This is a genomic window from Kitasatospora xanthocidica, assembly GCF_014656195.1.
Classification (GTDB): domain Bacteria; phylum Actinomycetota; class Actinomycetes; order Streptomycetales; family Streptomycetaceae; genus Kitasatospora; species Kitasatospora xanthocidica.
Map to the genome: position 1 here is coordinate 132,990 of NZ_BNBY01000017.1, position 24,864 is coordinate 157,853.

Below are 24,864 nucleotides of genomic sequence, written 5' to 3' on the forward strand. Positions count from 1 at the left end.
GGGATGGCACAGGCCGGCCCGCTGGTGAGCGGACCGGCCCGTTCAGGATCATCAAGGATACGCCCGCTTCGTCCGGAAAGCGCGAACGGAGCGGAACGCCCTGGGGGTCCCCCCGGCCGGAGGCTGGGGGCGTTACCGGGCGTTGAAGTACTTCGCCTCCGGGTGGTGGATCACGATCGCGTCGGTGGACTGCTCCGGGTGCAGCTGGAACTCCTCGGAGAGCACCACGCCGATCCGCTCGGGCTTCAGCAGCTCGGCGATCTTGGCGCGGTCCTCCAGCTCGGGGCAGGCCCCGTAGCCGAGCGAGAAGCGGGCGCCCCGGTACTTGAGCGCGAACATGTCCTTGACGTCCTGCGGATCCTCGCCGGAGAAGCCCAGCTCGTAGCGGACCCGGGCGTGCCAGAACTCGGCCAGCGCCTCGGCCAGCTGCACCGACAGGCCGTGCAGCTCCAGGTAGTCGCGGTAGGAGTTCCCGGCGAACAGCTCGTTGGCCGCCTCCGAGATCCGGTTGCCCATCGTCACCACCTGCAGGCCGACCACGTCCCGCACGCCGGCCTCCTCCGGGCGGAAGAAGTCGGCCAGGCAGAGCCGGCGGCCGCGGCGCTGGCGCGGGAAGGTGAAGCGGGTGCGCTCGGTGCCGTCCTCGTGGAAGACGATCAGGTCGTCGCCCTTGGAGTTGGCCGGGTAGTAGCCGTAGACCACGGCCGCCTCCAGCCAGCCCTCGGTCTGCAGCCGGTCCAGCCAGGCCCGCAGCCGCGGCCGGCCCTCGGTCTCCACCAGCTCCTCGTAGGACGGCCCCTCGCCGGTGCGCGCCGCCTTCAGGCCCCACTGGCCCTTGAACAGCGCATCCTCGTCCAGCCAGGAGGCGTAGTCGGCGAACGGGATGCCCTTGACGATCCGGTCGCCCCAGAACGGCGGGGTGGGCACGGCGTTGTCCACGGCGACGTCGGAGCGGATCTGGCCGAGGTTGACCTCCGGCTCCGGCTCCTCCACCTCGACCCGGGCGTGCCGGCGCTGCTTGAGCTCCGGCAGGGTCGCGCCGGGCACCCCGCGCTTGACCGCGATCAGCGCGTCCATCAGCCGCAGGCCCTCGAAGGCGTCCCGGGCGTAGCGGACCTCGCCCTCGTAGATCTCGTGCAGGTCCTGCTCGACGTAGGCCCGGGTGAGGGCGGCGCCGCCGAGGATCACCGGGAAGCTGGCGGCCAGCTTGCGCTGGTTGAGCTCCTCCAGGTTCTCCTTCATGATCACGGTCGACTTGACCAGCAGGCCGGACATCCCGATCACGTCCGCGTTGTGCTCCTGCGCGGCGTCCAGGATCGCCGAGACCGGCTGCTTGATGCCCAGGTTGACCACGGTGTAGCCGTTGTTGGACAGGATGATGTCGACCAGGTTCTTGCCGATGTCGTGGACGTCGCCCTTGACGGTGGCCAGCACGATGGTGCCCTTGCCCTCGTCGTCGGACTTCTCCATGTGCGGCTCCAGGTGGGCCACCGCGGTCTTCATCACCTCGGCGGACTGGAGCACGAACGGCAGCTGCATCTGGCCGGAGCCGAACAGCTCGCCGACCACCTTCATGCCGGCCAGCAGCGTGCTGTTGACGATCTCCAGCGCCGGACGCTCCGTCAGCGCCTCGTCCAGGTCGGCCTCCAGGCCGTTGCGCTCGCCGTCGATGATCCGGCGCTGCAGCCGCTCGTCCAGCGGGAGCGCGGCCAGCTCCTCGGCCTTGGAGGCCCTGACCGACGCCGAGGAGACGCCCTCGAAGAGCTGGAGCAGCTTCTGCAGCGGGTCGTAGCCCTCGCCGCGGCGGTCGTAGACCAGGTCGAGCGCGACCTCGCGCTGGTCCTCGGGGATCCGGGCCATCGGCAGGATCTTGGAGGCGTGCACGATCGCCGAGTCCAGGCCGGCCTCGACGCACTCGTTCAGGAAGACCGAGTTGATCACCATGCGGGCGGCCGGGCTGAGGCCGAAGGAGATGTTGGACAGGCCCAGGGTGGTCTGCACCTTCGGGTGGCGGCGCTTGAGCTCGCGGATCGCCTCGATGGTCTCGATGCCGTCCCGGCGGGACTCCTCCTGGCCGGTGCCCAGGGTGAAGGCCAGGCAGTCGACCAGGATCGAGCCCTCGTCGATGCCGTACTCGGTGGTGAGCTGCGCGATCAGCCGCTCGGCGATGGCCACCTTGGTCTCGGCGGTGCGGGCCTGGCCCTGCTCGTCGATGGTCAGCGCGATCAGGCCGGCGCCGTGCTCGCGGGCCAGCGAGGCGATCCGGCCGAAGCGGGTGTCCGGGCCGTCGCCGTCCTCGTAGTTGACCGAGTTGAGCACCGCGCGGCCGCCGAGGGCCTCCAGGCCGGCCCGCAGCACGTCCGGCTCGGTGGAGTCCAGCACGATCGGCAGGGTGGAGGCGGTGGCCAGCCGGCCGGCGACCTCCTTCATGTCGGCGACGCCGTCGCGGCCGACGTAGTCCACGCAGAGGTCGAGCAGGTGGGAGCCGTCCCGGATCTGGTCGCGGGCGATCTCCACGCAGGCCTGCCAGTCGCCGGCCAGCATCGACTCACGGAACTTCTTCGAGCCGTTGGCGTTGGTGCGCTCGCCGATCGCCAGGTACGAGGTGTCCTGGCGGAACGGCACCGCCTGGTACAGCGAGGAGGCCGAGGGCTCGGGCTGCGGCTCGCGCGCGGCGACCGGGCGGCCCTGGACCCGCTCGACCACCTGGCGCAGGTGCTCGGGCGTGGTGCCGCAGCAGCCGCCGACCAGCGAGAGGCCGTACTCGCGGGTGAACACGTCGTGCGCGTCGGCCAGTTCGGCCGGGGAGAGCGGGTAGTGGGCGCCGTCCTTGCCGAGCACCGGCAGGCCCGCGTTCGGCATGCAGGACAGGCCGATCCGGGCGTTCTTGGCCAGGTAGCGCAGGTGCTCGCTCATCTCGGCCGGGCCGGTGGCGCAGTTCAGGCCGATGTAGTCCACGCCGAGCGGCTCCAGCGCGGTGAGCGCGGCGCCGATCTCGGAGCCCAGCAGCATGGTGCCGGTGGTCTCCACCGTCACCTGCACCAGCACCGGCAGGTCGAGCCCGGCCTCGGCCAGGGCGCGCTTGGAGCCGAGGATGGCGGCCTTGGTCTGCAGCAGGTCCTGGCTGGTCTCGACCAGCAGCGCGTCGGCACCGCCCGCGATCAGGCCGGCCGCGTTCTCCTGGAAGCCGTCGCGCAGCGTCTCGTACGGGGCGTGGCCGAGGGTGGGCAGCTTGGTGCCGGGGCCGATCGAGCCGAGCACCCAGCGGACGCGGCCGTCGGCGGCGGTGTGGGCGTCGGCGGTCTCCCGGGCGATCCGGGCGCCCGACTCGGACAGCTCGAAGATCCGCTCGGCGATCTCGTACTCGCCGAGCGCCGAGAAGTTGGCGCCGAAGGTGTTGGTCTCCACGCAGTCCACGCCCACGCCGAAGTAGGCCTCGTGGACGGAGCGGACGATGTCGGGCCGGGTGATGTTGAGGACCTCGTTGCAGCCTTCGAGGTTCTGGAAGTCCTCCAGCGTCGGGTCCTGCGCCTGGAGCATGGTGCCCATCGCACCATCGGCCACCACCACCCGGGTGGCAAGCGCTTCACGCAACGCGTTCGCGCGACTCTGCTGAGTGATGGACGGGTCGGCTGCAGTGGCCATGGGGCTTCTCCCTGGTGCGACGGCTGTCGGCTTTGCGCCCCGCTTGGTCGGGGACGCACGTGGTCAGCGTATCCGGCCGACGGGTCGGCTTGCGGACCCATTCCGTATCCTGAGCGCTTTACCGCAAGGGGGGAGCAAGTGCGTGAGTCGATTCCGGACCGTGGTGCGGCAAACCGGCAAGGCCCTGGGGGCCCCGTTCCGGGCCCTGCGCGAGCGCTGGCGCCGGTGGTCCTGGTGGCGCCGGTCGCTGCTGGTCCTGGCGCTGGTGGTGGCGGTGCCCGTGACCGCGCTCGGCTCGGTGTTCGTCTCGATCCGGTTGCACTACACGGGTGAGCCGGCCGCCGAGGCCCGCACCCGCGGGCGGGACGCGGTCTGGCTCGGCCACGCCTGGGTGGACGGGCGCAAGACCGAGGCCGACGTCGAGGCGCTGACCCGGCAACTTTCCGGTACCGGCATTCGCGACCTGTACGTGCACACCGGACCGCTGGAGCACGACGGCTCGCTGCCGCCGGCCGTCCACCCGCGGGCCCGCTGGTTCACCGACACCGTGCACCGGGCGCTGCCCGGCGTACGGCTGCAGGGCTGGCTGGGTGACGAGGTCAAGCCCGAGAAGGACGCCCTGGACCTGGAGGACGCCCCCACCCGGGACCGGGTGACCGCCTCCGCCCGCCAGGTGCTGGACCAGGGCTTCGACGGCGTGCACTTCGACATGGAGCCGATCCGCCCCGGTTCGGCCGGCTGGCTGGACCTGCTCGACCGGGTCCGCCCGGTCACCGCGGCGCGCGGCGCCGTGCTCTCGGTGGCCGCCCCGCAGATCGACCCCGTCCCGGGCCTGCACACGGCCGGCATCCTGCTCACCGACCACGGCAAGTGGTGGGACCGGGCGTACTTCACCGAGACCGCGCGCCGGGTCGACCAGGTCGCCGTGATGACCTACGACACCTCGATGCCGACCGAGCCGCTGTACGGCGGCTACGTCGCCCAGCAGACCGAACTGGCCCTGCGGTCCACCCCGGCCGACGTGGACCTGCTGATCGGCCTGCCCTTCTACTGGGACGACAAGTGGGGCCACTGGGGTGACGCCGAGACCGTCGACGCGGCCGTCCGCGGCGTCCGGCTCGGCCTGGGCCGGGAGGACCTGAGCCGCGCCCACTTCGGCGTCGCGCTGTACGTGGACTTCGCCTCGACACCGGAGAACTGGGCGGCCTACCGGCGCGGCTGGGTGGACGTCCGGTAGCGCGGCCGGGTCGGTGGGGAAGGTCAGGCTCTACGCGGCCAGCCGGTGGGCCAGGGCGCCCAGGTAGCGGTGGACGGTCGCGTCCTCGCCGACCACGTAGTGCGAGACCGCCCGGTACAGCGGCTTGCGGACCTCGCCGCGCTCGGTGACGGTCAGCGAGCAGCCCGGCCCGGCCGGGGTGAGCACGTACGTCCAGGTGCCGCCGTACGGCAGGTCCGGGTCGGCGATGCCGGTGACCAGGCGGTGCGGCGCCTCGCTGGCCACCACCTCGTACGTGACGTGCCCGTGCCGGTCGTACTCGCGCCAGCGCACCCGGCCGCCGGCCGCGGCGGGCAGCCGCTCGACGTGGGTGAGGCCGGGCCGCCAGGCCGGGTAGAGGTCGATGTCGGTCAGCACGTCCCAGACCGCGCCGGGCGGCTGGGCGAGCTCCAGCCCGCCCTCGGTGACGTGCTCCACCGGCAGCCGGCGCCCGGCCCGGTCCGCCGCCAGCAGCGCGGCGCCGGCCAGCGCGGCCGCACCCGTGCCCGCGCCGATCCACAGCCATCCGTTCATCGGTGTGGCCCCTTCCGCCCGGCCCCCGCCCGTTCATCATCGCGCCACTGGGCCGAGGAGGCACGTGCGTCGCCCTGCGCCACCGGTCGGACGCGGTGCGCGCCCGACCGGCGATCTGACGGCCCGTCAGTCCGCGGGGCCGCGATATCCGCTGGATCGGGGCGGCCGGCTCCCCCAGACTGTCCCGGTGCCCGGCCGCGGTGCGCATCAAAGCCCGTAGGCTGGGCAGGTAGGGACCATGGAGCGAGGCGTTCCATGGGAGACGAGAGGTTCGACAGTCGGCAGCCGGCCCGTCGGCGCCCCGGCAAACCAGCCGGGGCGGTGCCGGCCCAGCCGCCGACCGGAGGGAGACGCTGGGTGATCGAGCTGGAAGATGTTCCCGAGTTGATCGACCCGGTGATGGTCTGCGCCTTCGAGGGCTGGAACGACGCGGGCGACGCCGCCTCCGCCGCTCTGGCGCATCTGGACGAGACCTGGGGCGGCAAGGTGATCGCCGCCCTGGACGCGGAGGACTACTACGACTTCCAGGTCAACCGGCCCACGGTCTGGCTGGACGGCGGCATCCGCCGGATCACCTGGCCGACGACCAGGATCTCGGTGATCCGGGTGACGGAGCCGACGACCAGGGACCTCGTGCTGGTCCGCGGCATCGAGCCGAGCATGCGCTGGCGCTCGTTCTGCAACGAGCTGCTGGGCTTCGCGCACGAGCTGGGCATCGAGCTGGTGGTGATCCTGGGCGCGCTGCTCGGCGACACCCCGCACAGCCGCCCGGTGCCGGTCAGCGGGGTCACCTCCGACCCGGAGCTGGCCCGTCGGCTGGACCTGGAGGAGAGCCGCTACGAGGGCCCGACCGGCATCGTCGGCGTGCTCCAGGAGGCCTGCACCCACGCCGGGGTCCCGGCCGTGACGCTGTGGGCCGCGGTGCCGCACTACGTCTCGCAGCCGCCGAACCCGAAGGCCACGCTGGCCCTCCTCAACAAGCTGGAGGACCTGCTGGACCTGCGCATCCCGCCGGGCGAGCTCGGCGAGGACGCCCGGGCCTGGCAGCTCGGCGTGGACCAGCTGGCCGCCGAGGACAGCGAGGTGGCCGAGTACGTCCAGCAGCTGGAGGAGGCGCAGGACACCGCGGAGCTTCCGGAGGCCTCCGGGGACGCCATCGCCCGCGAGTTCGAGCGCTACCTGCGCCGCCGGGAGAACGTCGGGCCGACCGGCGAGAAGCCGGTGTCCGGGCACGCCACGGCGGAGCGGCCGGCCGAGCCGGAGGCGCCGGGCGGCGCCCGGGAGAGCCAGGACGGCGCCGAGGACGAGTAGTGGTCGACGGGTACGCCGAAGGGGCGTCAGGACCTCGGTCCTGACGCCCCTTCGGCGTTGTGGTGCGGGGTGCTGTCCCGCCGGGAGTTGTCGGACGCGCCCTAGAGCGCGACGCCGAGCAGGGCGTCCACGGTGCGGGTCACCAGGCCGGGCGCGCCGATGTCGGTGCCGCCCCCGGTCTCCTGCCGCTCGGCCCAGCGGTCGACGGCGGCCAGCGCGGCGGGCGCGTCCAGGTCGTTCGCGAGCGCCGTGCGGACCTCGGCGAGCAGGTCCTCGGCGGCCGGGCCGTCCGGCCGGGAGACCGCGGCGCGCCAGCGGGCGAGGCGCTCGACGGCCTCGTCCAGGACGTCCTTGGTCCACTCCCAGTCGGCGCGGTAGTGGTGCGAGAGCAGCGCCAGGCGGATCGCCGCCGGGTCGACGCCCTCGCGGCGCAGCGCCGAGACGAAGACCAGGTTGCCGCGGGACTTGGACATCTTGTGGCCGTCCAGGGCGACCATGCCGGCGTGCACGTACGCCTGGGCGTACGGGTGGGCGCCGGTGGCGACCTGGGCGTGCGCGGCGCCCATCTCGTGGTGCGGGAAGGAGAGGTCGCTGCCGCCGCCCTGGATGTCGAAGGACATGCCGAGGTACCGCAGCGCGATGGCGACGCACTCGATGTGCCAGCCGGGGCGGCCGTGGCCGAGCTCGGTGTCCCAGGCGGGCTCGCCGGGGCGGGCGGCCATCCAGAGCAGGGCGTCCAGCGGGTTGCGCTTGCCGGGGCGGTCCGGGTCGCCGCCGCGCTCGGCGAAGACCGGGCGCATGGCCTCGCGGGTGAGGCCGGAGACCTCGCCGAAGCGCGGGTCGGCGTCGACCGAGAAGTAGATGTCGCCGTCCACGTCGTAGGCGGCGCCGGAGGCCAGCAGCTTCTGGACGATCGGGACGATCCACGGGATCGACTCGACGGCGCCGATGTAGTGCGCCGGCGGGAGCATGCGCAGCGCGGTCATGTCCTCGCGGAACAGGGCCGTCTCGCGCTCGGCCAGGGCGGTCCAGTCCTGACCGGTCTCGACGGCGCGCTGCAGCAGCGGGTCGTCCACGTCGGTCACGTTCTGGACGTACAGGACGTCGTGGCCGGCGTCCTTCCAGACGCGCTGGACCAGGTCGAACGCGTTGTAGGTGGCGGCGTGGCCCAGGTGGGTCGCGTCGTAGGGGGTGATGCCGCAGACGTAGATCCGGGCGGTGCCGTCCTGCGGCACCACCTCTCGGACCGTACCCGCTGCGGTGTCGTGGATACGGAGGGGGAGCCCCTGACCAGGCAGGGCGGGAACCTCGGAGGCGGGCCAGGCATGCATGGAAACAACTTTAACCTTGCGAACATTTGAAAGCCTAACCAGTGCGCAAGATCGACTGGAATCGCTTCCTGGCGTTGCCTGACCGCTTCCCGACTGGTATTGCACGGAAACTCCGGTGGAACGTGACGGAACGGGAGCACCCCGCCCGGCCCCCGGACAGGGGTGAGCGCCCGGCCGGCCCTGCCGCTGACCGGGCGCCCGGCTCCCCGGGGAACGCGGCCGGAGCCGCTACGACCGCTGCCAGAGGGCCGGCACGTTCGGCGGCTCCCAGCCGGCCATGGCGGTGTGCGCCTGGAGGCAGACGTAGGAGACGCCGGAGTAGGCGACGCGGTCGCCCGCGCGGTAGGAGGCGCCCGGGGCCCAGGTGCCGCCCGGCGGCGCGGTGGGCGTCCCGGTCGGGGTGGGCGTGGTCGGGGTGGGCGTGGGCGAGCTGGGCGTCGGGCTCGGCGTGCCGGGGCTCTGCGGCACGTTCAGCACGAAGTCGTAGCTGCCCTCGCGGACGTTGCCGTTCTGCCGGACGTTCATCAGCAGCCGGGCGTCGTAGATGGTGTCGGTGCTGTTGCGCGGCTCACCCGGGAAGTACAGCTGGGTGGTGACGATCTGGCGGCCGGGGGCCTGGAGCTTCACGTGGATGTGCCGGGTACGGCCCGGGTAGAGGCCGGGCACGATGGTGTCCAGCTTGTACGCGCCGTTGGCGTCGGTGAACTGGTGGCCGCGGAAGGTGTAGCCGACGTTGTCGTACTCGCCGTTGTCGTCGGCCTGCCAGAAGTCCAGCAGGACGCCGGAGACGGGCCGGCAGGCCCGCCCGAACACGTAGCCGCTGACGACCAGCCGGGTGCCGGGGCCGTCGTTCACCAGGGATCCGCGCAGCGGGGAGTTCGGCTTGAAGTAGGGGCCCTCGGTCTGCTCGATCGTGGGGGCGTCGCCGTCGTGGCACTCGGGCGTGAACTCCGGGGTCCGGCCGCTGCCGGCCTGCTCCCGGGCCAGTGCGACCCCGCCGCCGACCAGCAGCGGGGCGGCCCCGAGTGCGGCGGCGGCTTTCAGGACGGTCTTGCGGCTGATCATGCCGTCGGGCTCGGGCATGCGCCGTCTCCTTCTCGTGAGGCGGGGGTGGGGGTGGGGGGTGGCCCTTGCCATGGTGGGGGCATGACAAGGGCCGGACCGGCGGCCCGCCCGTGCGCCGGACCGGACACCGGCGCGGCCTTCGGCTCCCGAGGCGGGCCAGCAGCAAAGTTACGGGCCGTCCGGCGCGACCGCGATGGACATGATCCGGGGATCGTGGTGCTTTCCGTCGACCCGGGCCCGGAACTCCCCCGGCGTCATCCCGGTCTCCCGGCGGAAGAAGCGGCAGAAGTACGCCGGGTCCGCGAATCCCGCGTCCTTGGCGACCTGACGGATCGTCAGATCGGTGCAGGCGAGCAGCCGCTTGGCCTCCAGGGTCTGCTGGCGGCGGATCAGCCCGCCCGGCGTGCGGCCGGTGGCCCGCTTCACCAGGGTCTGCAAGTGCCCCGGGGAGACACCCAGTCGTCGGGCGATGGAGGCCACCGAATGCCGCACCCCGCCCGGCTCGGCGATCAACCGGGTGAAGGCGGCAGCCAGTTCGGTCGACCGGCCGGCCACCGCCGGGCGGTCGTCCGGGACCCGGGCGCGCAGCGCCCGGACGATCAGGATGTGCAGGCTGGCCCGCAGCACGCCCTGGTAGCCGGGCGCCCTGGCCAGGAACTCGTGCTCCATGTCGGCGAACAGGGCGCCGATCGCGTCGGCCTGTTCACCGAGCGCGAGGGCCGGCCGGGTGGCCAGCGCCCGCAGGGCGGCGAGGTCCTGGGGACTGCCGAGCAGGAAGTCCTCGTTGAACAGCAGGACCCGGCCGGTGAGCTCCTCGGCGTCCGCCCAGTAGTGCACCTGGCCGGGGGTGATCACGCACAACTGCGGTGGCGCCAGCGTCCGGTGGACCAGGTCCAGGACGTGGGCGCCGCGGCCGCCGGTGACGTGGACGATCTCGTGGAACGAGTGCCGGTGGGGGAAGCCCGCCCGGGAGAGCGGGCCGATCGCGTCGAAGCTGCCGATGGCGAAGGGGAGCAGCTGGGGCAGCGGGACCTGCAGGCGGTGCAACGGCAGGTCCGGCGTGCCTCGGGGAGTGGGGGTGGTCCGTCGCGCGTCCATCGGAGCAGTCTGCGACCCGCCCCGGGGACAGGTCCAGACCATCGACGGAGGCGGTGACGGAGGTGGTTCAGACCGGCGGCCAGGGGATCGCGGGCCAGTCCTCGGGAGGCAGCGGATGACGGCCGGAACCGCGCAGTTCGGCCACCCGGGCCCGGGTGGCGTCCAGCTCGGCCCCGGTCAGGTGCGGGGCGAGGCGCTCGGCGAGCTCGCCGTCCAGCTGCTCGGCCAGCCGGGCCAGTACCTCCAGCGCCTCGGCGGGCAGCGGGTCGCCCGCCCAGCCCCAGAGCAGGGTGCGCAGCTTGCCCTCGGTGTTGAAGGTGACGCCGTGGTCGATGCCGTACACCCGGCCGTCCGCCGCCGGGATCAGGTGGCCGCCCTTGCGGTCCGCGTTGTTGAGCACCGCGTCCAGCACCGCGAGCCGGCGCAGCCGCCGGTCGTCGTGGTGCACCAGCAGCGCGGTGCGCCCGCCCTCCACCTCGGCCCGGACGATCGGCAGCCAGCCCTCCTCCGGGCCGCGCGGGTCCTGCAGCGCCAGCAGCGGTTCGGCCGCCGGGTCCGGCTCGACCCACAGCTGCACCATGCCCGGCCCGTGCGGGCCGTCGCGCAGCACCGTCGGCGGGATCAGCGCCCAGCCGGTCGCGGCGGACAGCTCGTACGCGGCGACCTCGCGGCCGGCCAGCGTGCCGTCCGGGAAGTCCCAGAGCGGGCGCTCCCCCGCCACCGGCTTGTAGACGGCCTGGGCGCTCAGCGAACCGTGCGCGACGGTGCAGTACAGCGCGGCGTTGGAGGCCTCGGTGAGCCGGCCGTGCACCGTCAGCTCGCCCTGGCGCAGCAGCGCGAGGGCGGTGGGCACGTCGGCGGCCAGCGCGGCGGCGGCCGCCGGGTCGGCCTGCGGCGGGGTGTCGGTGTTCAGCGCCGGTAGCCGTTCGCGCGCGGGCACAGGTGGCCCTCCGGGTCGAGCGGCAGGTTGCAGAACGGGCAGGGCTTGCGGCCGGCCGCGACCAGGTCCAGGGCGCGCTTGGCGAACACCCGGGCCATCGCGCCGGACAGCCGCACCCGCAGCATGTCCGGGCCGGCGTCGTCGTCGGTGAAGACCTCGGCGGCCTCCTCCTCTTCCTCCTCCTCGACCAGCGCCTGCGCCTCGACGACCAGGCAGCCGTCCGCGCTGTCCCAGGCCAGGGCCATCGTGCCGACCCGGAACTCCTGCTCCAGCGGCAGGTCCAGCGGAGCGGTGTCCAGCAGGTCCTTGGGGGCGGCGGCCGGGATGGCGGAGTCGCCGCCGCTGCGCCGCAGCGCCTCGTCCAGGACCTCCTCGATCCGCTCGGCGAGCGCCGCGACCTGGGTCTTCTCCAGCAGCACACTGGTGATCCGGCCCCGGGCGCTGGCCTGCAGGTAGAAGGCCCTGGCGCCGGGCTGGCCGACGGTGCCGGCCACGAACCGTTCGGGCTGGTCGTAGAAGAAGACCTGACGGGTCACGCTCTCGCTCCGGATCGTGTCGGTCGGCGCGGATCCGCCGTGGGGGATCGTGGCCATTCGGACTCGTTAGTCACCCTACGACCTCCGGGCTCCGGCCGGGGAGCCGAGCCGACGGCCGCGGGCCGGGTGGCACCCGCGGGCCCGGGCGGTGCCGCTCGGACGGGGGACTGCCTGGGCGGTGCCGTTCAAGGAGTGCGGCTCGGGTGGTGCCGCTCGGGTGGTACGGCTCGGGTGCTGCCGCTCAGGTGGTGCCGCCGACCACCGCGTCACCGGCCGGGGTGACCGGCGCCGGCCCGCTCTTCGGCGCCAGCGACCCGAGGTCGCCGGTGTCGCCCGTCCTCAGCACGAAGGGCCGCTGCGGGGTGTAGCGGATCGCGGTGACCGAGCAGGGCTCGACGCTGATCCGCTGGAAGTGGTCCAGGTGCAGGCCGAGCGCGTCGGCCACCACGGCCTTGATCACGTCACCGTGCGAGCAGGCGATCCAGACCGCGTCCTCGCCGTGCTCGGCGGCGATCCTGCCGTTCCACTCGCGGACCGCGCTCACCGTACGGTGGCTCAGCTCGCGCAGCGACTCCCCGCCGGGGAAGGCCGCGGCGGCCGCGTGGTCCTGCACGGTGCGCCAGAGCGGCTCCTTCGCCAGCTCCGCCAGCGGACGGCCGGTCCACTCGCCGTAGTGGCACTCCCCCAGCCGCTCGTCCTCGGTCGGCGCGCCCAGCTCGGGCCGGGCGGCCAGCAGCGGCTCCAGCGTCTGGCGGCAGCGCTCCAGCGGACTGCTGACGACCCGCGCCAGCGGGATGCCGGCCAGCCGGTCGGCCAGCGCGGCGGCCTGCGCGCGTCCGGTGTCGTCGAGGTCCACGCCGGGGGTCCAACCGGCCAGGATCCCGGCGGTGTTCGCGGTGGAGCGGCCGTGACGGACGAGCAGCAGGGTGGGCATGGGGCTCAGCCTACGGCCTCCCGGCCCCGCCGCGGCGGCGGGTTACCGACCGGTTATCCGACCGGCACGCCGTCCGGCGGCCCCGGGCAGCCGGCCCTGCGGCCAACCCGGCGGCCCCCGGCCGGTGAACGCGTTCCGCCCGGGTCCGTGCCCGACGGCCGCGATCGGGTGACAATGGCCCGCATGATCGTCCACTGCGCCGCCTACAGCGACGGCCGCCGGATCGAGGCCCCCGACGACCTGGCCGGCGCGCTCGCCGCCGCCCGCGCGGCCGGTCCGGACGGCTTCGTCTGGATAGGCCTCTTCGAACCGACCGTCGAGGAACTCGACCACGTCGGCAAGGAGTTCGCGCTGCACCCGCTGGCCGTCGAGGACGCCGTCAGCGCCCACCAGCGCCCCAAGGTCGAGGCCTACCAGGGCTCGCTGTTCATCGCCCTGAAGACCCTCGGCTACGCCCCGGGCGCCCACGTCGTCACGGTCGGCGAGGTGATGGTCTTCCTCGGCCACGACTTCGTGATGACCGTCCGGCACGGCGAGGACTCCCCGCTCGGCGGCCTGCGGTCCCGGCTGGAGCAGGAGCCCGAACTGCTGCGCTACGGGCCCAGCTCGGTGCTGCACTCGGTCGCCGACACCATCGTGGACGGCTACGTGGAGGTGGCCACCGGCCTCCAGGCCGACCTGGACGAGCTGGAGGCCGACATCTTCGCCCCCGGCCGGGTCGGCCGCGACACCGCCGGACGGATCTACGGCTACAAGCGCCAGGTGATGTCCGTACGCCGTGCCACCGGCCCGCTGCTGGAGCCGATGCTGACGCTGGAGCGCGGCGCCCGCTTCGTCCGCCCCGAGACGGCGCCCTACCTGCGGGACGTCGCCGACCACCTGGCCCGGGTGAACGACCAGGTGGACGGCATGGACCGGCTGCTGTCCGACATCCTCAGCGCCAACCTGGCGCAGGTCAGCGTCCAGCAGAACAACGACATGCGGAAGATCTCCGCCTGGGCGGCGCTGGCCGCCGTGCCGACGATGATCGCGGGCGTCTACGGGATGAACTTCGACGACATGCCCGAGCTGCACCAGCCCTGGGGCTACCCGGCGGTCCTGGTGCTGATGGCGGTGGTCTGCGTGGGCCTGCACCGGGTGTTCAAGCGGCACGACTGGCTGTAGGGCCCATGCTGCCCTGACAGCGCCTGTCGTGCCGCCCGCCGCCCGCCCCGGCGTCCGGTCACGCCGGTCCGCCAGTCCGGTCACGCCAGTCCGGCACGCTCCAGCGCCTCGACGCCCGTGCGCAGGGCGTGGATCCGCTCGTCCAGGGAGAACCCGGACGGAGCCAGCGTGAGCGTGGTGACGCCCGCGTCCGCGTAGGCCTGCATCCGGTCGGCGATCCGGGCCGTGTCGCCGATCAGCGAGGTGGCGTCGATCAGGTCGTGCGGGACGGCGGCCGCGGCGCCCGCGTAGTCCTTGGCCAGGTACTTCTCCTGGATCTCGTCGGCGGCCTGCTCGTAGCCCATCCGCCGGGTCAGCTGGTTGTAGAAGTTCTTCTCCTTGCTGCCCATGCCGCCGATGTAGAGCGCGGCGTACGAGCGCAGGCCGTCGACCCCGGCCTTGATGTCCTCGCCGACCGCCAGGTTCACGGTCGGGCAGAGGTCGAAGTCCTCCAGCGACTTCCCGGCCTTGGCGCGGCCGGCCGCCAGCGGGTCCAGGGACATCGCGGCGTGCTCGGGCGAGAAGAAGATGCCCAGCCAGCCGTCGGCGATCTCGCCGGTCAGCTCCAGGTTCTTCGGACCGATCGCGGCGATGTACAGCGGGATCCGCTCGCGCACCGGGTGCACCGTGAGCTTGATCGGCTTGCCGGGCCCGCCGGGCAGCGGCAGCGTCCAGTGCGCGCCCTCGTGCACCAGGCGCTCGCGGGACATCGCCTTGCGGACGATCTCCACGTACTCGCGGGTGCGGGCCAGCGGCTTGTCGAACTTCACGCCGTACCAGCCCTCGGACACCTGCGGGCCGGAGACGCCCAGGCCGAGCCGGAACCGGCCGCCGGAGAGGGTGTCCAGGGTGGCGGCGGTCATCGCCGTCATGGCCGGGGTCCGGGCCGGGATCTGGAAGATGGCCGAGCCGACGTCGATCCGCTCGGTCTTCGCGGCGACGTAGCTGAGCACCGTCGCGGCGTCCGAACCGTACGCCTCCGCCGCCCAGCAGACGGCGTAACCGAGCCGGTCCGCCTCCTGGGCCACGGCGATGTTGTCGGCGTCCATGCCGAGTCCCCAGTAGCCGAGGTTGATCCCGAGTCGCATCTGCCGCACCTTCCAGTGGGTTGGGGGTCGGGCCGAGGGTAGCCGCGCCCGCGCCCGCCATGCTACTGACGAGTAGTGGTGGGCTGGGTCACATCCGGTCCGTTCCCGGTCCTCGCCCGGCCCCGGGCCGCCCCCACACTCTCGCCCCCACGCACTCGCCGCTCACCCGCCGTCGACGTCCTGCGGGTCTTCGCACCTGTGCGCGCCACCGGCCGCTACGCTCAGCCGACGTGGGGAGCACTCTCCCCACCTGCGCGTTCACAGGGCCGCCGGGGGCTCCCGGGGCCACGGCCAGTGGAGGGCCCGTCCGATGGAACAGCGTCACCTCGGCCGTACCGGACTGCAGGTCTCCCGGCTCGGCCTCGGCACCATGACCTGGGGCCGCGACACCGACGAGCACGAGGCCGCCGAGCAGCTCAAGGAGTTCGTCGACGCGGGCGGCAACCTGGTCGACACCGCCGACGTGTACGCCGACGGCGGCGCCGAGTACCTGATCTCCCGGCTCACCGACAACCTGATCCCGCGCTCCGAACTCGTCATCGCCACCAAGGCGGGCAGCGTCCCCGGCTCCGCCCGCCGCTTCGACGGCTCGCGCGGCCACCTGCTCGCCGCCCTCGACGCCTCGCTGCGCCGCCTCGGCACCGACTACGTCGACCTCTGGCAACTGCACGCCTTCGACCCGGCGACCCCGGTCGAGGAGACGCTCAGCGCCCTCGACATCGCCGTCTCCTCCGGGCGCGCCCGCTACGTCGGGGTCTGCGACTTCAGCGGCTGGCAGCTCGCCCGGGCCGCCACCTGGCAGCGTGCCCACCACGGGCGGGTACCCCTGGCCGGGGCCCAGCTGGAGTACTCGCTGCTGCAGCGCGGGATCGAACGGGAGGCGCTCCCCGCCGCGCAGGACGCCGGGGCCGGGGTGCTGGCCGGCTCGCCGCTCGGCCGCGGGGTGCTCACCGGCAAGTACCGGCACGGCGTCCCGCAGGACTCCCGGGGGGCCTCGCCGTACCTGTCCGGGTTCGTCCAGCCGTACCTCGGGGACCGCTCCCGGCGGATCGTGGACGCCCTCGCCACCGCCGCCGACGGGCTCGCCAGCAGCCCGCTGGCGGTCGCCCTGGCCTGGGTCCGGGACCGGCCGGGGGTCGCGAGCGCACTGATCGGGGCACGGACGGTGGCACAGCTGCAGGCGGCACTGTCGGTGGAGGCGCTTACGCTTCCGGATGAGATCCGCGGTGCGCTGGACGACATCTCGTCGCCGGTGCACCGCTACCCGGACCAGGGCTGGAGCGAGCTCTAGGTCCTGTCTTTCAAGCACGTGGAGTGACCTTTGGAGCGGACGACGATGACTGAGACGGGCGGCGGCGCTCCGGGGGACGCCGAGAAGGCGGCGAAGTTCGCGCAGCTGGCGGAGCAGATCCGGGGGATGGCGCCGTTCAAGTCGCCGGGCACGCCGCCGCCGGTCGAACTCGCGGAGCCGGAGGCCGCGGAGGCTCCCGAGGCCGACGGGACCGACGGGACCCGGGAGGCCGTCGACCCCCAGGCGTCGGCCCAGGTGCCCACCCAGGCGGCCACCCCGACCTCGCCCCGGTCGGCCGCATCCGCTCCCGCCAGGGCCGCCTCGCCCGCTCCGGCGGACGCCGACGCGCTGCGGGCCGTCGCCGAGGTGCTGGCCGCCGGCGGCGCCCCCGCCGACCTCGCGGCGCCCGCCGTGGCCGCCCTCGGTGGCGACGCCGCCGACCGCCTGCGCGAGGACCCGTGGGCGGTGCTGGGCCTGCCCGGCGTACGCCCCGAGCACGCGGACGGCTTCGCCCGCGGGCTGCTCGGCGCCGAGGCCCGGCCCGAGGACCCTCGCCGCGCCCACGCCCTGGTGCTCTGGCTGCTGGCCCAGGCGTCCCTGCGCGGGGACTCGGCCCTGGAGCTCAACGAGGTGGCGGCCGGGCTCGACCGGCTCCGCGTGCCCGACCCGGCCGCCGCGATCGGGGCCGCCGTGGAGGACGGGCAGGTCCTGCCCTTCCAGGAGGCACTGACCGGCGCCGACGGGCGCGGCGTGCAGAGCGAGGACGAGGAGGAGCCGCCGACCCGGACCCTGCTCGCGCTGGAGGGGCTGGCGATGGCGGAGGACAGCCTCGCCGAGAAGCTGCTCCAGCTGATGGCCACCTTCGTCCCGGGCGAGGACCCGGCCCCGGGCGAGGCCGGGCCCGCGGATGCCGACGCGACGGACGACGCCGCGGACGGCGACGCGGAGAGCAGCGCGGAGCGCGACGCGGAGGAGCCCGAGTCCGCCGCCATCCCCGCCGCCCCGGTCGCCCCGGGCCCGGCCGCCTGGGAGGCCGCCGCCGAGGCCGCCGCGTCCTCCTCCTCGACGGCCCTGATCCGTGCCGTCGCCGACAGCGCCCTGGTGCTGCACACCGGCGGCGAGGCGGCCCGCGCCGAACCGGCCGCGCTGGTCACCGCCGCCCGGGGGCTCGGGCTGCGTGCCTGGGCCGCCACCTGGACCGACCAGGGCCGGGACTCCTTCGCCGCACTCGTCGAGGGCGGGACGGCCGGGGCGGACACCCCCGTGGCCACCCTCGCCGAGCTGCTCTCCGGCGCCGCCGGCCCCGGCCGCGCCCCGGACGGCACGCTCGCCCTGGACCTGCTGGTCGTCCTGGACGCGCCGCTGCTGGACGTCGACCTGGCCGCGACCGTCCTGGAGTCGCTCGCCGACGGCACCCGGCTGGTGCTCAGCGGCGACCCGGGCCAGCTCTGGTCGGCCGGTCCCGGCCGGTTCTTCGCCGACCTGCTGGCCGCCAAGGTCTGCCCGGCGGTCGCCTCCCGCACCCCGGACTTCGGCCCGATCGGCGAGCTGGTCTCCGGCGTCGGCATCGGCGAGCTCCAGCCGGTCGAGGCGCCGGACAAGGAGGTGGTCATCCTGACCGCCAAGGACGCCGGCGAGGCCGTCCACCGCGCCATCCAGCTGCTCACCGATTCCATTCCGCGCGCCCTCGGCATCCCGGCCGAGCAGGTGGTGCTGCTCACCCCGGGCCACGGCGGCGTGGCGGGCACCCGGGCGCTGAACGCCGCCGCCAAGGCGCGGCTCAACCCCGGCCCGGGCCGGTTCGGCGGCTTCGACCCGGGCGACCGGGTGGTCGACTCCCCGGCGCCCGGCGTGACCCACCCGGCCCGGGTGCTGGACGGCGACGCCACCGGTCTGCACCTGGAGTACGCGGACGGCTCCCGCCGGACGGTCCGGCCCGCCGAGGCCGCCCGGCTGCGGCACGGCTGGGCGCTGACGGTCCACCAGGCGCTGGGCCGCCGCTGGCCGGGCGCGGTGGTGGTGCTCCCGGAGGACGCCGCTCCCGGGCTCACCCGGCAGTGGGTCTACACCGCCTTCGGGCGCGGTGAGCGGCACCTGTCCGTGGTCCACGCGGCGGGTCCGGCGCTCGTCCAGGCCGTCGCCGAGCGCCCGGCGCAGCCGCGTACCACCCGGCTGCGGGCGGTCCTGGCCGAGAACGCCGCCTCGGCGTACTGAGGCACTGAGTCGGCTGACGACGGGCGGTCGGCGGACCGCCGACGGACCGCGAACGCGCGACGGGCGGGCCCCCGGCCAGGGGCCCGCCCGTCGTCCGTCCCGGACGCCGTCCGTCAGTCGTCCGGGTCCTCGTCGTCGTAGACCTCGCTCACGTCGAAGCGGCAGATCAGCAGCTGCGGATCGGCGTGTTCGAAGGGCTCGGGCAGCCACTCCCCCGGCTCGGTCGGCTCGGCCGCCGCGACCCAGAGCGTCGAGTCCGCCTCCTCCAGGCCGAACTCCTCGCTGCGGGCGGCGATCTCGTCCGGCTCGTACTCGCCGAACAGCACGCCGATCGCGGCGTTGACCCCGCTCGCACCGGCGCCGCCCGGGGTCAGCGACTCGTCCAGGCGCTCGGCCTGGGCGCGCAGCCTCTCGGGGTCGACGACGTGGTAGTCGCGGCGGATCAACACGCTGATCGCCTCGGGCTGTTCGGGGCCGTGGTACCCGCCGGGCCCTTCGTCCCCGGGGATCTCGAAGGGCGTGACCTCGTCGTAGGCCTCGTACAGGAGCTGGTCGTAGGCGATGGCCGCCGTCGCGAGCTGCTCGTAGGCGGCGGACACGTCGGGATCATCGGTTGCGTTGGGGCTTGACACCGCTTCCAGATGACGGTCGATGGCGGCCTTGACCGCCTCAGCGGCGGCGCGTACCTCGGCAATGGTGGGCTGCGCGGCATCAGACATGGTGCAGACGCTATCTCCCCGCGGTGTCGGTACGCACAGCGGTTGTCACCTACACCCGCGATTTCACCGCAACTTCCGCCCTGATGTCCGGTCTGTACGGGAACGTCCCCCTGCGGTACCGGCGTGGAACCGGCGCAGAGGGCGCGCGGCGGGGCCGCCGGGGCCGTTCGGGCACCGCTTCGCGCGCCGGGATCGGGGTATCCCCTCCACAGGAGCAACAGAACTGATCCACTGTCAGTCGGCGGCCCTGGTCGCGACCCTCCCGGGGTGCCGTTCCCGTGCGGGAGGACGGCCGGAAATACCCGGGCCGACTGTCCGGGGCAGGCCGTAGGCTTGCCCGTAGGTGATCCCCAGGAGGAGCGTCTTGATCCCACGCAAACCGGTCCGGCAGCCGGAGTACGAGTACCAGTCGCTGCGCATGCCGCGCGGCACCTCGCGCAACGCGGCCCGCCAACTGCTCACCGAGCACGCCGAGTACGGGCACTGGGAGCTCGACCGGCTGAGGCTGTTCCCCGACGGCAGCCGGACCGTCCGGCTCAAGCGGAGGATCATCCGCCAGGTCCGGAACTGGTGACGGGCGGCCCGCTCCCCGTCGAGCGGGCACCGGCGCCACACCTGTCGTACGCGGCCTTCCGGCACACGGCCTTCACGGACCCGCGGCCGCCCGTTCCTCGGGCGGCCGCGGGTCCGTCGTTTCCCCGGCGGGGGCGCGCGGCCGCGGGTGGGGGCGCCCGGGCCGCCGGCCTACCCGGTCAGCGGGCCCCGGCGCGGGCGCGGCGGTAGAGCACGCCGCCGCCGAGCAGCAGCGCCAGCCCGGCCGCGCCGAGCAACTCGACGCCGCCGGCGCCGGTCGAGGCCAGCTGGCTGCCGGCGGGGGCACCCTGAGCGGTGGCGCCCGGCGCGGCGGCGGCCGGGGCCGAGGTACGGGCGGCGGCCGGGACGACCGCCGGGGCGCTCGGGCCGCCGTTGGCGGTGGGCGCGGCCGGGCTCGCGGTGGACGGGCCGCCGTTGCGCGGGTTGCCCGGGGCGTTCTCGCCGCCGGTCTGCGGCGGGGTCGGGTGGCTGCTCTCGGGGCAGTCGTCGCCCGGCTTCGGCTTCGGGGCCGGGGCGGGGTGCGCCACGTTGCCGCACTCGTTGCCGAAGGCCGGGTTGCCGACGCCGACCACGTTGACGGAGTTGCCGCAGGCGTTGACCGGGATGTGCACGGGGGCCTGGATGCTGTTGCCGGAGGCGACGCCGGGCGAGCCCGCGGCGGTGCCGGAGGCGGAGGAGCCCGCAGCGGTGGTGCCCCGGTTCCCGCCGGTGCCGGAGCTCGCGGTGCCGCCGCCGGTCTGACCGGAGTGGCCGGCCTGACCGCCCTGGGGCGCCGCGTGGCGACCGCCGCCGGCGTTGGCGCACCGGTTGCCGAACGACGGGTTCAGCGCGCCGATCACGTCGACGGTGTTCCCGCAGGCGTTGATCGGCACCTCGACCGGCACCTGCACCGAGTTGCCCGAGGCGACACCCGGCGACCCGACGGCACCCCCCTGCGCCTCGGCGCCCGCGTAGGCGTAGCCGGCGGTCGAGGCCAGCACGCCGCCGGCGGCCACGGCCGTGAGGATCCCCTTCTTGGCTACATTCCTCATGTTTTCCCCTGACGTTTCGAGACGAGATGTCGACGTTGACATGAACCTTATGAAAGTCGGAATTTTGATATATCCGTAAATCACGCAAGGTCTTCGGCTGCACAGGAGTTAACGAGAAGCCAACGGCGAGGTTGGGCCGAACGCGGCAGCTTCACCCGATCGAGCGATCGTGTCGTGCCTTTTGTATCCGGCGGGTGTATCCGCCCGGCCGACCCGTCCGGCTCACCCGCTCCGCACACGTGTCCGGCGCTCCGGACGCGCGAATGCCCCCGGTGCGGCGCGTCCGCCGCCCGGGGGCCGGGTCGAGTCCTCTCAACGGGCCTCAGCAGCCCGGGGTCGACTCAGAAGTTGGCGCAGTGGTTGCCGAACGCCGGGTTCAGCACACCGATCACGCTGACGGTGTTGCCACAGGCGTTCACCGGGATGTGCACCGGGACCTGGACCAGGTTGCCGGACACGATGCCCGGGGAACCGGCGGCCACACCCTCGGCACCGGCACCGCCGTGAGCGGATGCCACGCCGGCGGCGGCGAGAACCAGACCACCGGTGGCGGCGGCGACGGCGGCGATCTTCTTGACCTTCATCATTCCTCCTGTATGGACAACGCAACCCGTTCGGCGGGCTACACAGGAATGAACGACGCTGCGGCAAACGGGGTACGGAACAGATTTGCCATTCACCCGCAACGGTGATGACTCGCACACATGATCAGCCTGGATTTCCGGGGAGAATCGTTTCTGTTGATCTCCCTGAGCCCATCCCACAATCATCAGCTCCGACAATGCGGTCGGCCCGCCCCCGGCACCCCTGGAGCGGGCCGACCCAGTCGCCTGATCAGCAGGCGTCGATGAACCGGTCCAGCACCCGGACGCCGAACTTCAGGCCGTCCACCGGCACCCGCTCGTCCACGCCGTGGAACATCCCGGCGAAGTCCAGCTCCGGCGGCAGCTGCAGCGGGGCGAAGCCGAAGCAGCGGATCCCCAGGTCCTGGAAGGACTTGGCGTCCGTCCCGCCGGACAGGCAGTACGGCACCGCGCGGGCGATCGGGTCCTCGGCCCGCAGCGCCGTCTGCATCGCCTCGACCAGCGCCCCGTCGAAGCCGGTCTCGATCGCCTTGTCCGAGTGCAGGCTCTCGCGCTTCACACGCGGGCCGAGCACGCTGTCCAGCTCGGCCAGGAACTCCTCCTCGTAGCCGGGCAGGAAGCGGCCGTCCACGTGCGCGGTGGCCTGACCGGGGATCACGTTCACCTTGTACCCGGCGCCGAGCATGGTCGGCTGGGCGGTGTTGCGCAGCGTGGTGCCGATCATCTTGGCGATGCCGCCGAGGACGCGCAGCGTCTCGTCCATGTTCTCCGGGTCCAGCTCGACCCCGAGTGCGTCCGACAGCTCGTCCAGGAAGGCCCGGACGGTCTTGGTGATCCGCAGCGGGAACTGGTGCCGGCCGAGCCGGGCGACCGCCTCGCACAGCTCCGTGATCGCGTTGTCGTCGTTCTCCATCGAACCGTGCCCGGCCCGGCCCTCGACCGTCAGGCGCATCCAGTGCATGCCCTTCTCGGCCGTCTCCACCAGGTAGAGGCGGACCTGGTCGTTGACCGTGAAGGAGAAGCCGCCGACCTCGCCGATCGCCTCGGTCACGCCCTCGAACAGCCCCGGGTGCTTGTCCACCAGGTAGCGCGCGCCGTACGTGCCGCCGGCCTCCTCGTCGGCGAGGAAGGCCAGCACGATGTCGCGCGGGGGCTTGCGCCCGGTGCGCAGCCGGTCCCGGACGACCGCCAGGGTCATCGCGTCCATGTCCTTCATGTCGACCGCGCCGCGGCCCCAGACGCAGCCGTCGGCGATCTCGCCGCCGAACGGGTCGTACGTCCAGTCCGCGGCGTTGGCCGGCACCACGTCGGTGTGGCCATGGATCAGCAGGCCCGGGCGGGAGCGGTCCTCGCCCTCGATCCGCACCACCGTCGAGGCCCGGCCCTTGGCCGACTCGAAGATCTGCGGCTCCAGCCCGAACTCGGCGAGCTGCTCGGCCACGTACTCGGCCGCCTTGCGCTCGCCCGGGCCGGAGCCGTCACCGTAGTTGCTGGTGTCGATCCGGATCAGATCGCGACAGATCCCGGCGACCTCCGACTCAGCCGTCACCTTCGGCGCCGCCGACTCGCTCCGCTCGCTCACGGTCACTCCTCGTCTTTGGCCCGCACCGACGCACCAGCGCGCCACCCCCGGGACCTGCACCCGGGCCGTACGAGCACGTCCGTCCATCCTCCCCCAGCCCCCGACCCGGATCCAGCCCCCGCACGCCCCCGAAACCCGCTGGTCACGACCCCGCCACACGCCGGCCCTTGCTCCCGCCACCCGCACCGCACCCCGGCCGGAAACCGTTTTGGGAGCCCAAGCCGATCTTTGCTACAGTTACATCTGTCAGCGCGACGGACGAGAGATCGGAAGCCGCGAGGACGACACCTGGTCCGGGTGGCGGAATGGCAGACGCGCTAGCTTGAGGTGCTAGTGCCCTTTATCGGGCGTGGGGGTTCAAGTCCCCCCTCGGACACCGGCAGGAACCCCAGATTCGTCTGGGGTTCTTTTCGTTTCCGGGGTTCCTTCCGGCTCAGGCCCGGGCGGGCTCGGCGGGCTTGGCGGGCTTGATGTTCTGGTTGACCCGGAAGACGTTGTTGGGGTCGTACTTCGCCTTCAGCTCGGAGAGCCGGCGGTAGTGGCCCTCGCCGTAGGCGGACAGGATGCGGCGCTCGCCCTCGTCGACCAGCTCGTTGACGTAGACGCCGCCCGAGGTGAACCGCTGCAGGGTGTCGTAGACCGAGCGGCACCAGTCGGTGTTGGCCCGGTCGTCCTTTTCCTCGGTCCAGCCGCCGAGCAGGGTGACCAGGAAGCCGGGGTCGCGGTGCGGGAAGGCGGTGGCCTCCGGGGCGACCCGGGCGACCTGGCCGCCGAGGAGCATCAGGCCGATCTGGGACAGCTCCGACTTCCGGCTGCGGTAGCCCTCGATCAGGGTGGCGAGGGCCTCCTCGGTCACGGTGTCGACCATGAAGGAGCGGGTGTAGTAGCGGCGGTGGTGGGCCATGTCCGCGTCGGCCAGCTGCTGGACCTTCGGGTACGGCAGGGTCTCGGTGGTCCGCAGCACCGGCTCGGGGCCGAACGCGGCCAGGCCGTCGACCAGCGCGTCGGTGTCCTCGGCCGGCGCGGTGTCGACGTAGCGGACGGCGATGCCGGTCGAGCCGTCCTCCAGGTCGAAGAACCCGGCGGCCAGGGCCAGCCGGTCCGGGGCGGCGGCGGCGAAGGCGGACAGGCCGCGGGCCACCGCCGCGTGGTCGGCGGCGCGGTAGGCCACGACGCCGGTGCGGCAGGCGCCCTGCGGGTGCAGCCGGTACTCGAAGGAGGTGACGATGCCGAAGTTGCCGCCACCGCCGCGGATCGCCCAGAACAGGTCGGCGTCGTCCTCCGCGCTCGCCCGCCGTACCTCGCCGTCGGCCAGCACGACGTCCGCCGCGACCAGGTTGTCCACGGTGAGCCCCTGGGCCCGGCACAGCCAGCCGATCCCGCCGCCGACCGTCAGTCCGGCGATGCCGGTGTGGGACACCTGGCCGCCGGTGACGGCGAGCCCGAACCGGTAGGTCTCGTCGTCGAGTTCGGCGAGCAGCAGGCCCGGCTCGCAGATCGCGACGCCGCGCTGCAGGTCGACCCGGATGCCCTTCAGCCGGCTCAGGTCGACGACCAGGCCGTCGTCGATGGTCGAGTGCCCGGGGTAGCTGTGGCCGCCGCTGCGCACGGCCAGCAGGATGTCGTGCTCGGTGGCGAAGCGGACCGCGTCGACCACGTCGGCGGCGCCCGCGCAGCGCACGATCAGGCCCGGGCGGCGGTTGAAGTAGCCGTTCCACACCAGCCGCGCCTGGGCGTACCCCTCGTCGTCCTGGGCGAACACCTCGCCGCGGACCGCGGCGCGGAGGGCGTCGATGTGGGCCTGCTCGACGGGCTGACCCGAGCGGTTCTTCAGCGTCATCGGTGACTCCTGTTGATCGGAAAAGTCGGAGGGGTGTCGGAAGGGGCGGGGCGGGGCGGGGCGGGGCGG

General features: G+C 73.5%; 20 protein-coding genes and 1 tRNA gene. 7 read left to right on the forward strand and 14 right to left on the reverse strand.

All coding sequences use genetic code 11. The features are described 5' to 3' along the window. Positions 1–132 precede the first annotated feature (132 nt). Entirely contained in the window at positions 133–3,645 is a 3,513-nt protein-coding gene (gene metH / locus IE332_RS26480; RefSeq protein WP_189921002.1) for a methionine synthase, read from the reverse strand. 142 nt (positions 3,646–3,787) lie between these two features. Here metH and IE332_RS26485 point away from each other — a divergent pair, with 142 nt between their 5' ends. Then, positions 3,788–4,882, forward strand: coding sequence for a glycoside hydrolase family 18 protein (locus IE332_RS26485; protein WP_229928920.1), 1,095 nt, complete (start codon positions 3,788–3,790; stop codon positions 4,880–4,882). 30 nt (positions 4,883–4,912) lie between these two features. On the opposite strand, the gene IE332_RS26490 is transcribed toward IE332_RS26485, so the two are convergent. Further along, positions 4,913–5,434, reverse strand: a complete 522-nt coding sequence (locus IE332_RS26490) for an SRPBCC family protein (RefSeq protein ID WP_189921004.1) — start codon at positions 5,432–5,434, stop codon at positions 4,913–4,915. A 357-nt stretch (positions 5,435–5,791) separates the two neighbouring features. On the opposite strand from IE332_RS26490, the gene IE332_RS26495 reads away from it, so the two are divergent. Further along, entirely contained in the window at positions 5,792–6,745 is a 954-nt protein-coding gene (locus tag IE332_RS26495) for a PAC2 family protein (protein ID WP_189921006.1), read from the forward strand. A 101-nt stretch (positions 6,746–6,846) separates the two neighbouring features. On the opposite strand, the gene mshC is transcribed toward IE332_RS26495, so the two are convergent. From mshC to IE332_RS26525, 6 genes are all read right to left on the reverse strand, one after another. Beyond that, positions 6,847–8,076 carry a cysteine--1-D-myo-inosityl 2-amino-2-deoxy-alpha-D-glucopyranoside ligase gene (mshC, locus tag IE332_RS26500; protein ID WP_189921008.1) on the reverse strand — a complete coding sequence of 410 codons (1,230 nt, stop codon included), beginning with the start codon at positions 8,074–8,076 and terminating at the stop codon, positions 6,847–6,849. 228 nt (positions 8,077–8,304) lie between these two features. Further along, complete coding sequence (locus IE332_RS26505; protein ID WP_189921010.1) at positions 8,305–9,159, reverse strand: dioxygenase family protein; 855 nt, start codon at positions 9,157–9,159, stop codon at positions 8,305–8,307. 150 nt (positions 9,160–9,309) lie between these two features. Then, on the reverse strand, positions 9,310–10,239 hold the full coding sequence (locus IE332_RS26510; RefSeq protein WP_189921012.1) for an AraC family transcriptional regulator: 930 nt from the start codon (positions 10,237–10,239) through the stop codon (positions 9,310–9,312). A 67-nt stretch (positions 10,240–10,306) separates the two neighbouring features. Next, the gene (locus IE332_RS26515) at positions 10,307–11,104 is read right to left on the reverse strand and encodes an SCO1664 family protein (protein WP_229928931.1); all 798 of its coding nucleotides are present in this window, start codon (positions 11,102–11,104) and stop codon (positions 10,307–10,309) included. Positions 11,105–11,148: 44 nt separating this feature from the next. After that, on the reverse strand, positions 11,149–11,715 hold the full coding sequence (locus IE332_RS26520) for a DUF3090 family protein (protein ID WP_189921104.1): 567 nt from the start codon (positions 11,713–11,715) through the stop codon (positions 11,149–11,151). Between the two features lie 241 nt (positions 11,716–11,956). Then, entirely contained in the window at positions 11,957–12,649 is a 693-nt protein-coding gene (locus IE332_RS26525) for a histidine phosphatase family protein (RefSeq protein ID WP_189921017.1), read from the reverse strand. A 183-nt stretch (positions 12,650–12,832) separates the two neighbouring features. Between IE332_RS26525 and IE332_RS26530 the strand changes: the two genes are divergently transcribed. Further along, positions 12,833–13,813 carry a magnesium and cobalt transport protein CorA gene (locus tag IE332_RS26530; RefSeq protein ID WP_189921019.1) on the forward strand — a complete coding sequence of 327 codons (981 nt, stop codon included), beginning with the start codon at positions 12,833–12,835 and terminating at the stop codon, positions 13,811–13,813. Between the two features lie 80 nt (positions 13,814–13,893). On the opposite strand, the gene IE332_RS26535 is transcribed toward IE332_RS26530, so the two are convergent. Next, positions 13,894–14,940 carry an LLM class F420-dependent oxidoreductase gene (locus tag IE332_RS26535; RefSeq protein ID WP_189921021.1) on the reverse strand — a complete coding sequence of 349 codons (1,047 nt, stop codon included), beginning with the start codon at positions 14,938–14,940 and terminating at the stop codon, positions 13,894–13,896. 310 nt (positions 14,941–15,250) lie between these two features. Here IE332_RS26535 and IE332_RS26540 point away from each other — a divergent pair, with 310 nt between their 5' ends. Continuing rightward, a complete protein-coding gene (locus IE332_RS26540; RefSeq protein ID WP_189921023.1) occupies positions 15,251–16,231 on the forward strand; it encodes an aldo/keto reductase in 981 nt (326 codons plus the stop codon). Positions 16,232–16,276: 45 nt separating this feature from the next. Beyond that, positions 16,277–18,445 carry a helix-hairpin-helix domain-containing protein gene (locus tag IE332_RS26545; RefSeq protein ID WP_189921025.1) on the forward strand — a complete coding sequence of 723 codons (2,169 nt, stop codon included), beginning with the start codon at positions 16,277–16,279 and terminating at the stop codon, positions 18,443–18,445. Between the two features lie 113 nt (positions 18,446–18,558). Here IE332_RS26545 and IE332_RS26550 read toward each other — a convergent pair whose 3' ends face one another. Further along, entirely contained in the window at positions 18,559–19,164 is a 606-nt protein-coding gene (locus IE332_RS26550; protein WP_189921027.1) for a hypothetical protein, read from the reverse strand. Between the two features lie 367 nt (positions 19,165–19,531). On the opposite strand from IE332_RS26550, the gene IE332_RS26555 reads away from it, so the two are divergent. Further along, on the forward strand, positions 19,532–19,738 hold the full coding sequence (locus tag IE332_RS26555; protein ID WP_268256616.1) for a DUF5703 family protein: 207 nt from the start codon (positions 19,532–19,534) through the stop codon (positions 19,736–19,738). 178 nt (positions 19,739–19,916) lie between these two features. Here the strand turns inward: IE332_RS26555 and IE332_RS42260 are convergent, their stop codons facing one another. The 3 genes from IE332_RS42260 to IE332_RS26570 form a co-directional block, all read right to left on the reverse strand. Further along, a complete protein-coding gene (locus tag IE332_RS42260) occupies positions 19,917–20,789 on the reverse strand; it encodes a chaplin family protein (protein ID WP_189921029.1) in 873 nt (290 codons plus the stop codon). A gap of 341 nt (positions 20,790–21,130) precedes the next feature. Beyond that, positions 21,131–21,376, reverse strand: a complete 246-nt coding sequence (locus tag IE332_RS26565) for a chaplin (protein WP_189921030.1) — start codon at positions 21,374–21,376, stop codon at positions 21,131–21,133. 247 nt (positions 21,377–21,623) lie between these two features. Beyond that, the gene (locus IE332_RS26570) at positions 21,624–22,955 is read right to left on the reverse strand and encodes a M20/M25/M40 family metallo-hydrolase (protein WP_189921032.1); all 1,332 of its coding nucleotides are present in this window, start codon (positions 22,953–22,955) and stop codon (positions 21,624–21,626) included. 291 nt (positions 22,956–23,246) lie between these two features. Here IE332_RS26570 and IE332_RS26575 point away from each other — a divergent pair. After that, a tRNA-Leu gene (locus IE332_RS26575) sits at positions 23,247–23,331 on the forward strand. A 57-nt stretch (positions 23,332–23,388) separates the two neighbouring features. Here the strand turns inward: IE332_RS26575 and IE332_RS26580 are convergent. Next, the gene (locus IE332_RS26580; RefSeq protein ID WP_189921034.1) at positions 23,389–24,795 is read right to left on the reverse strand and encodes an FAD-binding oxidoreductase; all 1,407 of its coding nucleotides are present in this window, start codon (positions 24,793–24,795) and stop codon (positions 23,389–23,391) included. Positions 24,796–24,864: the final 69 nt, after the last annotated feature.